The 13,314-nt window shown below is 63.1% G+C and carries 15 protein-coding genes; 12 read left to right on the top strand and 3 right to left on the bottom strand.

Features of this window, described 5'->3' with window-relative positions:
- The first annotated feature begins 126 nt into the window (after positions 1–126).
- The 10 genes from VIL88_RS07315 to VIL88_RS07270 all read left to right on the top strand — a co-directional run bounded on the left by VIL88_RS07315 (position 127) and on the right by VIL88_RS07270 (position 7,679).
- The gene (locus VIL88_RS07315) at positions 127–870 is read left to right on the top strand and encodes a TSUP family transporter (RefSeq protein ID WP_331987345.1); all 744 of its coding nucleotides are present in this window, start codon (positions 127–129) and stop codon (positions 868–870) included.
- 26 nt (positions 871–896) lie between these two features.
- On the top strand, positions 897–1,808 hold the full coding sequence (locus VIL88_RS07310) for a LysR family transcriptional regulator (RefSeq protein WP_331987343.1): 912 nt from the start codon (positions 897–899) through the stop codon (positions 1,806–1,808).
- A 45-nt stretch (positions 1,809–1,853) separates the two neighbouring features.
- Positions 1,854–2,243: a hypothetical protein gene (locus tag VIL88_RS07305; RefSeq protein ID WP_331987342.1), complete on the top strand. Its 390-nt coding sequence runs from the start codon at positions 1,854–1,856 to the stop codon at positions 2,241–2,243.
- Positions 2,244–2,292: 49 nt separating this feature from the next.
- A complete protein-coding gene (locus tag VIL88_RS07300; RefSeq protein WP_331987341.1) occupies positions 2,293–2,778 on the top strand; it encodes a copper chaperone PCu(A)C in 486 nt (161 codons plus the stop codon).
- Positions 2,778–3,374 carry an SCO family protein gene (locus VIL88_RS07295; protein ID WP_331987339.1) on the top strand — a complete coding sequence of 199 codons (597 nt, stop codon included), beginning with the start codon at positions 2,778–2,780 and terminating at the stop codon, positions 3,372–3,374. The genes VIL88_RS07300 and VIL88_RS07295 overlap by 1 nt, the downstream gene beginning before the upstream one ends.
- 160 nt (positions 3,375–3,534) lie before the next feature.
- Complete coding sequence (locus tag VIL88_RS07290) at positions 3,535–4,452, top strand: siderophore ABC transporter substrate-binding protein (protein ID WP_331987338.1); 918 nt, start codon at positions 3,535–3,537, stop codon at positions 4,450–4,452.
- Between the two features lie 62 nt (positions 4,453–4,514).
- Positions 4,515–5,477, top strand: a complete 963-nt coding sequence (locus tag VIL88_RS07285; protein ID WP_331987336.1) for an ABC transporter permease — start codon at positions 4,515–4,517, stop codon at positions 5,475–5,477.
- Entirely contained in the window at positions 5,474–6,460 is a 987-nt protein-coding gene (locus VIL88_RS07280) for an iron chelate uptake ABC transporter family permease subunit (protein WP_331987335.1), read from the top strand. The genes VIL88_RS07285 and VIL88_RS07280 overlap by 4 nt, the downstream gene beginning before the upstream one ends.
- Positions 6,457–7,215, top strand: coding sequence for an ABC transporter ATP-binding protein (locus VIL88_RS07275; protein ID WP_331987334.1), 759 nt, complete (start codon positions 6,457–6,459; stop codon positions 7,213–7,215). Before VIL88_RS07280 ends, VIL88_RS07275 begins: the two co-directional genes overlap by 4 nt.
- A 65-nt stretch (positions 7,216–7,280) precedes the next feature.
- Positions 7,281–7,679: a VOC family protein gene (locus VIL88_RS07270; protein ID WP_331987332.1), complete on the top strand. Its 399-nt coding sequence runs from the start codon at positions 7,281–7,283 to the stop codon at positions 7,677–7,679.
- Between the two features lie 10 nt (positions 7,680–7,689).
- On the opposite strand, the gene VIL88_RS07265 is transcribed toward VIL88_RS07270, so the two are convergent.
- Genes VIL88_RS07265 through VIL88_RS07255 form a run of 3 tightly spaced genes read right to left on the bottom strand, consistent with a single transcriptional unit; the run spans position 7,690 to position 11,432 of the window.
- A complete protein-coding gene (locus VIL88_RS07265) occupies positions 7,690–9,237 on the bottom strand; it encodes a hypothetical protein (protein WP_331987331.1) in 1,548 nt (515 codons plus the stop codon).
- A 4-nt stretch (positions 9,238–9,241) separates the two neighbouring features.
- A complete protein-coding gene (locus tag VIL88_RS07260) occupies positions 9,242–10,180 on the bottom strand; it encodes a DUF6384 family protein (RefSeq protein ID WP_331987330.1) in 939 nt (312 codons plus the stop codon).
- A gap of 28 nt (positions 10,181–10,208) precedes the next feature.
- Positions 10,209–11,432 (bottom strand): cell surface protein, encoded by a 1,224-nt coding sequence (locus VIL88_RS07255; RefSeq protein WP_331987328.1) that lies wholly within the window; start codon positions 11,430–11,432, stop codon positions 10,209–10,211.
- 200 nt (positions 11,433–11,632) lie between these two features.
- On the opposite strand from VIL88_RS07255, the gene VIL88_RS07250 reads away from it, so the two are divergent.
- Both VIL88_RS07250 and VIL88_RS07245 read left to right on the top strand, forming a co-directional pair.
- Positions 11,633–12,097, top strand: a complete 465-nt coding sequence (locus VIL88_RS07250) for a carbon monoxide dehydrogenase subunit G (protein ID WP_331987327.1) — start codon at positions 11,633–11,635, stop codon at positions 12,095–12,097.
- A 210-nt stretch (positions 12,098–12,307) separates the two neighbouring features.
- Entirely contained in the window at positions 12,308–13,312 is a 1,005-nt protein-coding gene (locus VIL88_RS07245; RefSeq protein ID WP_414650112.1) for a BMP family lipoprotein, read from the top strand.
- The last annotated feature ends 2 nt before the right edge of the window (positions 13,313–13,314 follow it).

The raw sequence follows: 13,314 nt of genomic DNA, 5'->3' as shown, positions 1-13,314 counted from the left end.
GTGGGGGCTCTTACCTTTCCCGCCGGGAGAGAGGTGAAGTTGCCCGGCACCCCCTCTTGCCGCATGGAGGCTAGCGCCCGTTCCGCACCGGGCGCATGAAGCCAGGGTAAGCCCAAGGATTGCCCGATGAACCTGCCTGTTGTCGCCGCCCTTCTCCTCGCGGTCTTCCTGACCTCGACCCTCTCCGGTGTCTTTGGCATGGCCGGGGGACTGGTGCTCCTGGGCGTTCTGCTCCTGATCCTGCCGGTGAGCACCGCCATCGCCGTGCAGGGCGCCATCCAGATCATCGCCAATGGTTCGCGGGCGTTCTTTTCCCGCGCTTTCATCGACTGGCGCATTCTCGGCTTCATCTGCCTGGGGCTCCTGGCCGCAGGCGTGATCCTCTATCTTGTCCGCTACTCGCCCGACCTCGTCGTCGTCTGCCTTGCCATCGGCGTGATGCCAATCCTTGTCTGGATCCCCAAGGACTGGCTGGCGCTCGATGCCAGCAAGCCGCATCATGCCTTTGTGTGCGGGCTGCTCGGCGGCGGCCTCAACCTTGCTGTCGGCGTGTCCGGGCCGACCGTGGACATCTTCTTTATCCGCACCAGCATGGACCGGCGTACGGTGATCGCGACCAAGGCGGCGACGCAGGTGATCTCCCATGCGTCCAAGGTGGTCTTCTACTGGGGCGCCGCGACCACCCTCACGCCATTCGAGTGGGCGGCCATCGCCCTTGCCGCGCCCTTCGCCATTGCCGGCACCAGCGCCGGCCACTGGATCCTGCAGCGCCTCACCGATGCCGATTTCCGCCGGTGGACGCGCTGGGTTGTGACCGGGATCGGGATTTTCTACCTCCTGCGCGGCATTTCCTTGCTGATCTGGCGCTGATGAGTATGGTGCCCCTCGGAGACGACATGGCACCTTTTGACAGCGTTACGGCGCGCTTGATCCTGCTTTTGGCCGAGACCGGCTCGATTGGCCGCGCCGCGGAGCGCGAGGGCATTGCCTCCTCCGCCGTCAGCCGCCGTGTGTCCGATCTCGAAAGCCGGCTGGGCGTGGTGCTGTTCGACCGCTCGGCTCACGGGGTCAAGCTGACCAGTGCTGGAAAAGCTTATGCCGATGGGTGCCGCCTGGTCCTGCGGGCGATTGCCGACCTTGACGTGGTGATGACCGATTTCGGTAGCGGTTTGCGCGGCAGCCTGCGCCTGGCCTGCACGAGTTCTGCCCTGACCGGGCGCTTGCCGGAACTGCTGGCGCGTTATGCCGCCAAGCACAAGGGCATCAGCATCGACATCCAGGAGATGGGCGCGGCCAAGGCGCTGCTGGCCCTGGACGAGGGCCGGGCCGACATCGCCATCATCTCGGACAACTACGATTTCGCGCGCTTCGAGATCAAACCCTTCGAGGACGACCGCGTCTGGGTCCTCGCGCCACCCGACCATCCGCTGGCGCAACAGATCGAGCCGCGCAGAGACATCAGTTTCGCCGACGTCATCGACCACCCGATCGTTGGCATTCACCAGGTGGGTTCGCTGAACAGGCTGCTGAGCGAGGCGGCGGCAAAGGCCGGCAAGCCATTGCAGGAGAACCTTCGTGTCGAAAGCTTCCCTGCTTTGGTCCGCATGGTGGAGGCCGGTTTCGGCATCGGCTTCTTGCGCTCGACAAGCCTTCATCTCCTTGCCGGCACCGACCTTGTCTGTGCGCCGCTGGCCGAGCCCTGGGCGCTCCGGCAGTTGTTGGTTGCGCGGCGCAGGACCTCGCCACTTTCCGCAGCCATGAAGAGCTTCATTGCGCTCTGCAGCGATACCTATCTGCCTAGCATCTGAGCGCTTGCGACACTTGCGCTCTTCCACGCGCGTGCGGGACCTTCTATGACTGTGGGCATGCAGGGCACGCGCAACATCGGCAGGGAGATCGGTACGGCATTTGCCGTACTGGCCATCTATCTGCTGACGCTTCTGGCGCCGCTGCACCAGGCACGCGCCAGCCAGCTGGTATTCGAGGAGCTCGGATACACCACATCCACCACGGGCTGGGTCCTGTGTTCCCCCGCTGGCCAGGACGACGCCGAGACTGGCATCGCAAAATGCCCGGCGGCGGGCATCGGCAAGAACGATCTTCTGCTGCCCAGCCTTGTGGCTTTGCCGGCAGGTCTTGAGCGTGTTGCTCTTGCTCACGCATTGCCGCCAGCGCCACTGACGGTGCTGCCTGCGGCTACGGCTCCGCCCGGTGGGCCCCGGGCGCCGCCGGCTTCGGTCTGACATTTCGGCCCCTGGCCACCAGACCCAAGTCCTCATCCGGAAAACAACCATGATCCGTCTGCTTCGCGCCGCCTTTGCGGCTGCCATCTTGCTTGCCACGCCTGCCTTTGCCCATAACGGTGTCGTTCACCTCGGTCCCATCAACATCTCCAAGCCCTTCACGCGGGCAACGCTACCCAATGCGCCGGTGGGCGGTGGCTTCTTCACCATCGAGAACACCGGAACCGAAGCCGACCGTCTCGTTTCCGCCACCTCCACCATCGCCAAGGACACCCAGATTCACGAGATGGCGCTGCAAGGCGATGTCATGAAGATGCGCAAGCTCCCCGACGGGCTTGAGATCCCCGCTGGCGAAACCGTGGCACTGGCGCCGGGTGGCTTTCACCTCATGTTCATGGGTATCAACCAGCCGCTGGTGGAAGGCGAGACGGTTTCGATCACGCTGACTTTCGAGAAGGCTGGAACCGTCGAGCTCGAACTGCCGGTCCTGGGTTCGGCAGCCGATGGGGCGGAAGCCGTGGAGCACGTGCACTGATGGCCGCTTTCTCACGCCTTCGCACCGGCCTCTGGGCTATTGTCGGTCTCGTTGTCGTAGCTGCAATCGGGCTCTATGGCTACACCGCCCTCTCGCGCCCTGCGCAGGCGCAGGGGCTCGGCCATGGCGACTACCAGCTCACGACAGTCTCGGGTGAGCCCTTCAATCGCGAGAGCCTCAACGGCAAGCCTTCCGTCCTGTTCTTCGGGTTTACCCACTGCCCGGAAGTGTGCCCCACCTCCTTGGCGGAGATCGCCTCCTGGTACGAGGAACTGGGCGAGGAGGCGGACGACCTCGCCGCCTATTTCGTGACGGTCGACCCTGAGCGCGATACTGCTGGAGTCCTGTCCGACTACGTCGCCTGGACCGGCAAGGTCACCGGCGTGACCGGCGAAGCGGCCGAGATCGAAAAGGCGACCAAGGCCTGGGCAGTCTATGCCGCCAAGGTGCCACTCGAGGACGGGGACTACACGATGGACCATACGGCCTCGGTCTTCCTGCTCGACAAGCAGGGAGAGTTCCAGGGCACCATCGCCTATCGCGAAGATCGCGCCACCGCCCTGGGCAAGCTGCGCAACCTGCTGGCCAAATCCTGATGCCAGTGCCCGGTCCGGAATAGGTTCAGACCGGGCATCTTAATATGATCTGGTGCGTCATCTTAGCTTTTGACTCGGGCGAGGGGCGCGGCTAGTTACCGGAGCGACGTTGTCATGTTTGGCAGCGTGCCCGTTCACAGACCCGGATTGGAAGTCTTCCGTGCAGCACACACGTACTCCCGCCCTTCTTGCCGCGCTTGTCGCCGGCTCCATGGCCATGACCGGCCTGGTTTCCGCCCAGGAAATCGTTGTCACCCATGCCCAGGGTGAAACCACCCTCCCGGGCAAGCCGGAAAAGGTCTTGGTGCAGGATTGGGCTGCCTTCGACAACCTCACCGCCCTCGGGATCGAGGTGGCTGGCGTTCCTGGTTCCAATGCTCCTGGCTACCTCGCCGATGCCGTTTCGGCTGACACCGCGACCATCGGTTCGCTGCAGGAGCCGGATTTCGAAGCCATCGCTGCCAGCGAGGCCGACCTCTATATCGTTGCTGCGCGTTCGCGTACCGCTTATGAAACTGCCAAGGACCTGGTCCCCACGATCGACATGTCGATCGACAACGGCGCCATCATCGAAGGCATCAAGACCAACCTAACCAAGTATGGCCAGATCTTCGGCGTCGAGGACAAGGCCAACGAGCTGATCGCCTCGCTCGATGCCAAGGTGGCCGAAGTGTCAGCGGCGGCTGAGGGCAAGGGCAACGCCCTAGCCATCGTCACCAATGCCGGCAAGCTCGGCGTCTATGGTCCCGATTCCCGCGTTTCCTGGATCTACAACGAGATCGGGATGCCCTCCGCACTGGAAAGCGTTGCCGATGGTGACCACGGTGGTGATTCCGTGACCTTTGAGTTCCTGCTCGAAACCAACCCCGACTGGGTCTTCGTGGTGGATCGTGACGCCGGCGTCGGCAACGAAGGCGCTGCTGCCGCACTGCTCGACAATGAGCTCTTCAACCAGACCACCGCGGCTAAGGAAGGTCACGTCGTCTACGTCGATCCCCAGGCTGCCTACATCACCATGCATGGCTACCAAGGCGTGATGCTGCTGCTCGACCAGGTGCTTGAAGGCCTCAACAAGTAAACTGCTCAATCGGAGATCCGGCGGCCGCCGCCGCCGGGTCCTTTTTCTTCCGGACCGGATTCTTGCCCGCCCTTCTCGCTGGACTTGCCATCACCGTCGCCCTGGCGGTCATTAGCCTTTTCGTCGGCGTCAGCGATGTGTCGCTGGCGTCTTTGCTGTCGGGTGAGCTGGGTGGCCGCGCCGGGGAGGTTCTCCTGATCAGCCGAATTCCGCGCACCGTTGCCCTTCTGCTGTCGGGCGCTTCCATGGCTATCGCCGGCCTTGTCATGCAGATGGTGGTGCGCAACCGCTTCGTCGAACCGGGCACGACGGGCACCAGCGAATCGGCTGCCCTCGGCTTTCTCGTGGTGACGCTGCTGGCGCCGGGCTGGCCGCTGATGGGCAAGATGGCTGTTTCGGCCCTGTTCGCGCTTGGGGGAACGGCCCTGTTCCTCCGCGTGCTGCGCGCCGTTCCGCTGCGCGATGTGCTCCTCGTGCCGCTGGTGGGCATCATGCTGGGCGGCATCGTCGGTGCGGTCTCCGCCTTCATTGCCTATCGCACCAACATGATGGGCACGCTGCTGGCCTGGAACATGGGCGATTTTTCAGGCGTGATCCGCGGCCGCTATGAACTGCTCTGGTTCGGCCTTGCGGGGTGCCTCCTCGCCTATCTTGCGGCCGATCGCTTCACCGTGGCCGGCATGGGCAAGGATTTCACCACCAATCTTGGCCTCAACTACCAGCACGTCATGTGGCTGGGCCTGGTCATTGTTTCGGTTGTCAGCGCCGTGGTGCTGGTGTCGGTCGGCTCCATTCCCTTTCTGGGCCTGATCGTGCCAAACCTGGTCTCCATGCTGATTGGCGACAACATGCGCCGCACCGTGCCCTGGGTTGCCGTCGGCGGCGCGGGCATGGTGCTGGCCTGCGACATTGTCGGACGTCTTATCCGCTTTCCCTACGAGATCCCGATCTCGGTGGTGATGGGCGTGGTGGGGAGCATGCTGTTTCTTTACCTGCTCTTGCGCACGCCCCGAGGCGCGAGATGACGGAAGCCACTGTTCGTCCGGCTGGCCACGCGCTGAGCCGCCCGGCCCTGGTGTTGATCGCTCTTTCGGTCTTGGCACTGCTGTCGATCGTCCTGTTCATGACCCTGGGTGCCAAGGGGAGCTGGACCTTTGTCCTGACCTTCCGCGGCAAGAAGCTGCTGTCGCTGCTGCTGGTGGCCTATGCCGTGGCTGTCTCGACCGTGCTGTTCCAGACCGTTACCAACAACCGCATCCTCACGCCCTCGATCATGGGCTTCGATGCGCTCTACGTGCTGCTCAAGACCTCCGTGGTCTTCTTCCTGGGCGTCGGCGCCCTGGTCTCGATCGATACGCAAATACAGTTCCTAATCGAACTGGTTGCCATGGTGGGCTTCTCCGCTCTTTTGTTCCGCTGGCTGTTTCTGGGCGAGGAGCGGAGCCTGCACCTGCTGGTGCTGGTCGGGATCATCTTCGGCATCCTGTTCCGCTCCTTCTCCCAATTCATGCAGCGCATGATGGATCCCGGCGCCTTCAACGTGTTGCAGGACACGCTGTTTGCCAGCTTCTCGACCGCCGATCCAAGCCTTCTCGGCATTTCGACGGTGATCGTTGCCGCGGTCAGCGCCATCGGCTGGCGCATGCTCCATGTCTACGATGTGCTGACGCTGGGCCGTCCCCATGCCATCAACCTGGGTGTCGACTACAAGCGTACCGTCGGCATGATCCTGGTTCTGGTGGCAGTGCTGGTTTCGGTGTCGACTGCGCTTGTGGGGCCGGTGACCTTCTTTGGTCTTCTCGTAGTCACCCTGGCCCATACGCTCGTCGGCAACTCCCTCCATCGCTTCATCTTGCCCGCATCGGTCCTTCTCGGGATCGTCGCCCTGGTGGGCGGTCAAACGCTGTTGGAGCGGGTTTTCGCCTTCGATACGGCCCTCTCGATCATCATCGAGTTTCTGGGCGGCATCGTTTTTATCGCACTCGTGCTGAGGAGATCGGCCCGATGATCGTTGCGGCCAATGTGTCCAAGAACTACGGCGAAAGCTGCGTTGTGGACGGCGTATCGCTTGAACTGGCAAAAGGGGGGATCACCTCCATCATCGGCCCCAATGGCGCCGGTAAGTCGACGCTGCTTTCCATGGTCAGCCGCCTCATGGCGATGGACAAGGGCACCATTACGGTTGCTGGTCTCGACGTCAGCAAAACTCCTTCGGACGTCCTGGCGCGCCGGCTGTCCATCCTGCGGCAGGACAACCACATGACGGCCCGGCTGACCGTGCGCGACCTGGTTTCCTTTGGCCGCTATCCGCATTCCAAGGGTCGGCTGACCGCAGAGGACAAGGTCCATATCGACCGCGCCATCAGCTTCCTCGATCTCGATGCGCTCGAAGGCCGCTTTCTCGACGAACTATCGGGCGGGCAGCGCCAGCGGGCCTTCGTGGCCATGGTTCTGGCGCAGGACACCGACTATGTGCTGCTCGACGAGCCGCTCAACAACCTCGACATGAAGCATGCCATGGGCATGATGAAGCTGATGCGGCAGGCGGCCAACGAGCTGGGCAAGACCATTGTCCTCGTCCTCCACGACATCAACTTCGCCTCCTGGTATTCGGACCACATCGTCGCCATGAAGCATGGCAAGGTGGCTGCCCAGGGCGCCGCCAGCGCCATGATCCGGCCAGAAGTGCTCTCCGATATCTACGAGATGGACATCAAGGTGCATGAAATCGGCGGCCAGCTGATCAGCGTCTATTATGGCTAGGGCTGCGCCGGTTTGACTGGTCGGGCGAATGCTCTAGGGTCGCCCGATCGCAAGGAGTGTCTGCCATGAAGCCATTGATCTCCATCATCACCATCGGTGTCGATGACCTGGAGCGCGCCTTCGCCTTTTACCGGGCGCTGTTCGACCTCGGCGACGAGCAGATCGGGGCAGGAGAGGACCATGTGGCCTTCTTCTTTCCCAACAACTTCTCCTTTGTCCTGTTTCCCCGGGCGCAGATTGCGCATACCGCCGGCAAGGAAGAAGCAGTTGCCGGAACGCCGGGCTTTGTGCTCAGCCACCAGGCATCGAGCCCTGAAGAGGTGGACGACATTCTCCGCCGGGTGGTCATCGCCGGTGGCGCCGTGATCACCGACGGCACGCAATCCGAATGGGGCTACTCGGCCTATTTCGAGGACAGCGAGGGCAATGTCTGGGAGCTGATGGCGCAGCCCACGGCCAACTAGGCAATTGGCGTCAGAAGCCGCCGCCGGTCTTGAAGCCGCCATGCTTGCGGGTGCCGGTGGAGCCGGTGCGCGGGCGCGAGAAGCCGCCTCCCGATCCACCACCCCAGCCACCGCCAAAGCCCCCCGAACTGCCGCGCGAGCGCGAACCCGAGCCACCGCCAAAGCTGGAATCTGGCCAGTTGAACGTCGATCCACCACCACCTGACCAGGGAGAGCCGGAGCGCTGCCGGCCATTGTTGGGCAGGCCCACCCCGCCGCCCCAGTCGGAGGTGCCGGCGCTCCAGTTCTGCGAGCGCCGCCACTGATCCCAATAGGATGCCGCGGAGATGCCGCCGCGCAGGAAGTCGTTGAGCACGTCGCCCACGAGCTTGTCGTCGCGAAAAGTGGAGCGGGGATCGTCGAAGCGCTGCTTCTTGAACTCCCACTGGATGTCTTCGAGTTCGCGGCGGCGCGCCGCGAGGGTCTTCAGCCGCTCGTTGAGTTCGCGGGTTTCCCCTTCTTCTTCCTTGGCGCGGTTCCGTGCCTCGTCGATCTGCGCCACGAGCGTGTCGTCCTGCCCGGTACGGGTCTTGCGCGCCTCGGTCAGGAGTGTCTGGATGTCCTCGCGGCCGAGTGCCTGTGCCAGCTCGCTCAAGGCACCTTCGAAGGCCGGATTGCCGCCTTGGGAGAGCTGCCCGAGGGCCTGGGCGGCATCATCGCGCTGGTCTTCAAGCGTAACGATCTGCGCGTCCAGCGCATCGATCCGGGCCTGTGCTGCCACAATCGCTTCGCGCAGCGTCTTGCCGCCGGCGTTGTCGATGGCTGCCGTTTCGAGCTGGTCGAGTTCAAGCTCTGCTTGTCGGGCGATTTCCACCTGACGCTCCGCATGTTCGCGCAGGCGCAGCGGAATCTCGTTGAGCATGGCAAAGTTCGGCCGCGCCTTGGAGAATCCAATCAGGTCGGCGACCTTGCCGTCGAAGAAGCGGACAAGGTTGTTGGCGCGATAGCTTGCCGTGCCGTAGCCTGCCTCCCAGAGATAGGTAAACAGCGGGTCGTCGCGGTAAGGCTTGCCCTTCTGGTCGCGGTCGGCCTCTGCCTGCTCGGTCTTGCGCATGGATTGCGCGGCGATGTCGGCCAGTTCGCTGGCCTCGGCGCGCTTGGCGGCAAACTGCGGCTCGCGCGCGATGGAGGGGCCAAGCCTGGCAGCAAGCGCCTTAAGAGCGCCTTGCTCGCTTTCGAGCCCCTTGAGGGCTTCTGCACGTTCCGCCGTCAGTCCCACCAGGGCGCTGTCCAGCGATGCGATATTCGCCTCGGCCTCGCTCAGCTCCTTGGAATGGGACCTGAACAGTTCGCGCGCGCGGTTTTCCGCACCCGATATCCGCCCGTCCAGTTCCCCCTGCACCGAGGGGTCGAGCCGGAGCTGTGCGAGCTGGCGGAACAGTTCAGCCTCGTTTTCGCGGATCTTTCCCAGCTTTTCAGCCGAACGGGCAAGGCGCCTGGAAATATCCTCTTCTTCACGACGGATGTCGCGCATGGCTTCGTCGAGGCTCGCCAGGGCTTGGGGTCCGCGTATGCTCATGGCCTCACCACCGGGTCACGGCGCCGCCGAGAACCGGCATGCTATATTCAACATCGAGGAAGCCGCTGGATTTGCGGCCCAGTTCATTGTTCTGGATGATGCCGTCGTCGCGCTTGTCGACGACCAGCATATCATAAACATTTTCCGGTACGCGCACGCCCCAACGGGAAACCACTTCGGTTTCGCCATTCTCCTCGTTGAGGATGGGCAGGCTCAGCATGTTGCCGTCGGCGTCGAGCGCTTCCACCACGATATAGTAGTTGGTCGCAGCAGTGTTGACCTCGGGTATGGTCCAGAAGCCGGATTGAACGCCCGAGCGGTTGACCACTCGCAGCGTATATTCCTGGCGGAGCTGGTCGCGCAGCGCCATCAGGTCCGCCACGGCCCCTTCGGCTCCTTCGCGATTGCCTTCAGCGGCCAAGGCCTTGCCACGCGTCCGCAACGCCTCGGCTTCGGTCACGGCCTTCTGTACCTTGGTTTCTTCAAAGACGGTCTGATAAAGCGCGTCGAGCTGGGCGGGTATGCCTTCGCTCAATTCGAGGCGCGCCTCCTCAGCCTGTCCGCGCTGATAGGGCTGCCAGACGCCAAAGTAACCGACACCCAGCGCAAGCAGGGCGAGCAGGGCGGCGGCCACCGACTTGCCCCAGCGCTTGCGGCTGACATAGAGGCGGGCAAGGCTGGTGCCGAAGCCGGGCTTGGGCGGATCATAGACGAAGCGGCTCTCGGCGAGTGCCGCCACCCCTTCGCGCAGGATGTGGTCGGGCACCTCGATGCCCTGCTGGTGGTAGATGTCGCGCAGCTTCTCGATCAGCTGCTGTTCGCGGGTGACGCCGGCCAGTTCGCGCGTCGCCAGGTCCTGCCGGTGCCGGAGCGTGTCGACCACGTCCATGGCCAGCATGAGTTCATCCAGGGGCGCAGCACTTTTCGCTGTCACGTCACTCATTGTCGGCGTTACCCAGTGCTCCGCCTGCTCAGGTCCGCTTTTCGAGCAGCAGGGCATTGCCCTCTGCCGCCAGAGTGGCCAGGCGGCGCTTGCCGTCTTCCACCGCGTCGCGGATTTCCGCGGAGTTTTTGGTCGAGGCCACGCGCATTTCGTTGATGATGGTGCGGCTCTTTTCCTGGAAGTTGATCACCGAATCCACGAGCTTCTTAACCGCATCAGCCCTGACCGTCGGGCCATAGCCGGCGCGCACAGCTTCCTCTCCGACGCGATTGCCGATCTCGGACAGCGTTTCGAGCGATTTGCTCATGCCCTCCTTCATGGCGTTCAGTGTTTCGGTGGATTCATGGAGGCCGAACATGCCGGTGAAGGACGCAGAGAGGGCAGTCAGCACCGTCTCATTGGTCGAAAAGAACGAGATCGACTGCTGGTAGACGCGCTCCTTGGCGTTGGTCGTCTGCATCAGCCGCGCCATCACCACTTCGGACGTGTTGTAGGAGATGGTGAGGTTGTCCGAGAGGTCCTTGGCGATCTGGTAACGCTTTTCCTCGTTCTGCATCTCGCGTAGCTTCTCGTCGCGATCCAGTTCCAGCCGCGCCCGGTCTGCCGGCACGGTGCCGCTATAGTTCGAAACCGCCGTCGAAGCCGCTTCCAGAGTGGTCTTCTTCTCGGCCAGGCGCTGCTCGGCGGTCTGCAGCACTTCCAGGGCCATGACTTCGGCCTGCTTCAGCGCGCCACGGAAGTCGCGATACGCTTCGAGGATCACATATTCGCGGTCGATCTGGTCCTTGGTGTCCTTGGTCACCGAAAGGTAGGTGTCGCGGATATTGTTGAAGCGCGTGGCAATGTCGCCGCGGCTGACCTTCATCCAGACATTGCTGGCGCGTTCGAGGAGGTCGATCTTGTTGTCGGCAAGCTGGTCGACCATGCCCTTGGCATCGTCGCGGATAGAGTCGAAGCCCTTGGTGATCTCTTCATAGCGCTCACCGATCTTCATCGCGGCGATCTGCTCGCGCACCACCTCGTTGAAGGCTGAAGCCTGCGACAGTGTGCGCCCGATGAGAACGACGCGGGTTTCGTCCAATTCGGTGATCTGGATCAGGAGACCGGTGATCGGCTGCTCGCCCTGCTGCTCGGGCCAGAGGCCGAGGTCGCGGATGGCATTGACGGCCTTGTCGAGGTACTGCAGCGGCTTTTCCGTCATGGCGACGGGGGCCAGCTTGGTTTCAGTTGCCGTGGTCACTTCATTGGCCATTCTTTGCTCCTGTCATCCCGCCGCCAGCGGCTCTGCGCTATAGATCGCTGCTCGCGCTGCCGCTTACAATTGCAACCGGTCGCCACCGCAACTATTTAGACCATATTGGTGCGAAAAAGCCGCACGTGAAGAGCGGGACCACACCCAATGGCGAGCAAATCTTTCGTGCTGCATCAAGGCCTTATTGGGGCGGAGGGGTAATGGAGTTCGGTGGCCGCTATATCATCGGGGCGTCCCGGCAGGCCGTTTGGACGGCGCTCAACGACGTAGGCGTGCTCAAGGCTGCCATCCCAGGTTGCCACAAGATCGAATGGGTGAGCGCATCGACGCTGGACCTCGAGATCAAGGTGAACCTCGGCGTGGTCCATCCCACCTTCCGAGGCGAGCTGGTGCTGTCCGACATTGTCGAGGCGGAACGCTATACGCTTTCGGGCCGCGGCAAGGGTGGGCTCCTGGGCATGGCGGAGGGGGCCGCCGATATCGTCCTTGGCGACCAGGGCGACGATACACGCCTGGTTTTTACCGCCCATGGCGGCGCCTCCGGCCAGATCATGAAGCTCGGCCGGGCCATCATCGGCAATTCGGCGCAGCGCATCATCGACGGCTTCTTCGAACGCTTCGGCGAGGCGATGGGCGCCAAGGTCACGCCGCTGCCGCCCGAGTGATCGCTTGCGTTCTGTGCCTTTGGCGCCCATGGATTGTGCGGCACTGCAGGTAGTTGTGGGCAGCGCGTCCAAATTTTGACCATCCGGATAAAACTGCTCGATTTCCTCTTGCAGCGGGCCCGTTTGCACGATTGTATTCTGCCCGAGCGCACGGAGACGCACCGCCGGACCCAGGATCGGCCCTCATGTGCGAGACAGGGAGACTACGCAATGAAACTCACCACCTTCACCAAGGCCATGGCTGGCGGCGTCGCGCTTTCCGCGATCCTTACCGGCGCGGCCTTTGCCGATCCGGCACTGATCTATGACCTTGGCGGCAAGTTCGACAAATCGTTCAACGAAGCGGCCTACAACGGCGGCCAGGCCTGGAAGGAAGCGACCGGCGGCAACTTCGTCGATCTGGAACTGCAGAATGACGCGCAGCGCGAGCAGGCCCTCCGCCGCTTCGCCGGTCAGGGCAGCAACCCCATCGTCATGGCTGGTTTCTCCTGGACTGCTGCGCTGAGTGCCGTGGCTCCCGAATTCCCCGACACCAATTTCGTCGTGCTCGACACCGTCGTCGAAGCTCCCAACGTGCAGTCGATCCTGTTCGACGAGCATACCGGCTCGTTCCTGGTCGGCGCGCTGGCGGCCCTCAAGTCCGAAACCGGCTCGGTCGGCTTCGTCGGCGGCATGGACGTTCCGCTGATCCACAAGTTCTATTGCGGCTATGCCCAAGGCGCCAAGGCGGTTAACCCGGACATCAAGCTGATCGAAAACTACACCGGCACCACCCCGGCTGCCTGGAATGACCCGGTGACGGCCGGCGAACTCACCAAGGCCGCCATCGATGCTGGCGCCGACGTGGTCTTTGCCGCCGCTGGCGGCTCGGGCCTCGGCGTGCTGCAGGCTGCCAAGGATGCCGGCAAGTTCTCGATCGGCGTCGACAGCAACCAGAACTACCTCCAGCCCGGTTCGGTGCTGACCTCCATGGTCAAGCGCGTCGACGTGGCGGTGCAGAACGCCCTGACCGAAGCCGCTGACGACGCGACCTTCAAGCCGGGCATCACCGTGCTGGGCCTGGCCGAAGACGGCGTCGGCTATGCCGTGGACGAGAACAACCAGTCGCTGATCACCGAAGAGATGACGGCGGCCGTAGAAGACTACAAGGCCAAGATCATCGCCGGCGAGATCGAAGTCCACGACTACACCACCGACTCGAACTGCCCGCTCTAGGA

This window comes from Devosia sp. (assembly GCF_036563435.1).
Classification (GTDB): domain Bacteria; phylum Pseudomonadota; class Alphaproteobacteria; order Rhizobiales; family Devosiaceae; genus Devosia.
This window is presented reverse-complemented; position numbering and strand designations above follow the sequence as displayed.

Bases quoted from the DNA above. Each gene is read 5' to 3' on its own strand.
- VIL88_RS07265 (WP_331987331.1), bottom strand. From the start codon at position 9,237: ATGAGCATACGCGGACCCCAAGCCCTGGCGAGCCTCGACGAAGCCATG.
- VIL88_RS07275 (WP_331987334.1), top strand. From the start codon at position 6,457: ATGATCGTTGCGGCCAATGTGTCCAAGAACTACGGCGAAAGCTGCGTT.
- VIL88_RS07250 (WP_331987327.1), top strand. From the start codon at position 11,633: ATGGAGTTCGGTGGCCGCTATATCATCGGGGCGTCCCGGCAGGCCGTT.
- VIL88_RS07300 (WP_331987341.1), top strand. From the start codon at position 2,293: ATGATCCGTCTGCTTCGCGCCGCCTTTGCGGCTGCCATCTTGCTTGCC.
- VIL88_RS07270 (WP_331987332.1), top strand. From the start codon at position 7,281: ATGAAGCCATTGATCTCCATCATCACCATCGGTGTCGATGACCTGGAG.
- VIL88_RS07295 (WP_331987339.1), top strand. From the start codon at position 2,778: ATGGCCGCTTTCTCACGCCTTCGCACCGGCCTCTGGGCTATTGTCGGT.
- VIL88_RS07315 (WP_331987345.1), top strand. From the start codon at position 127: ATGAACCTGCCTGTTGTCGCCGCCCTTCTCCTCGCGGTCTTCCTGACC.
- VIL88_RS07310 (WP_331987343.1), top strand. From the start codon at position 897: ATGGCACCTTTTGACAGCGTTACGGCGCGCTTGATCCTGCTTTTGGCC.
- VIL88_RS07305 (WP_331987342.1), top strand. From the start codon at position 1,854: ATGACTGTGGGCATGCAGGGCACGCGCAACATCGGCAGGGAGATCGGT.
- VIL88_RS07245 (WP_414650112.1), top strand. From the start codon at position 12,308: ATGAAACTCACCACCTTCACCAAGGCCATGGCTGGCGGCGTCGCGCTT.
- VIL88_RS07255 (WP_331987328.1), bottom strand. From the start codon at position 11,432: ATGGCCAATGAAGTGACCACGGCAACTGAAACCAAGCTGGCCCCCGTC.
- VIL88_RS07280 (WP_331987335.1), top strand. From the start codon at position 5,474: ATGACGGAAGCCACTGTTCGTCCGGCTGGCCACGCGCTGAGCCGCCCG.
- VIL88_RS07260 (WP_331987330.1), bottom strand. From the start codon at position 10,180: ATGAGTGACGTGACAGCGAAAAGTGCTGCGCCCCTGGATGAACTCATG.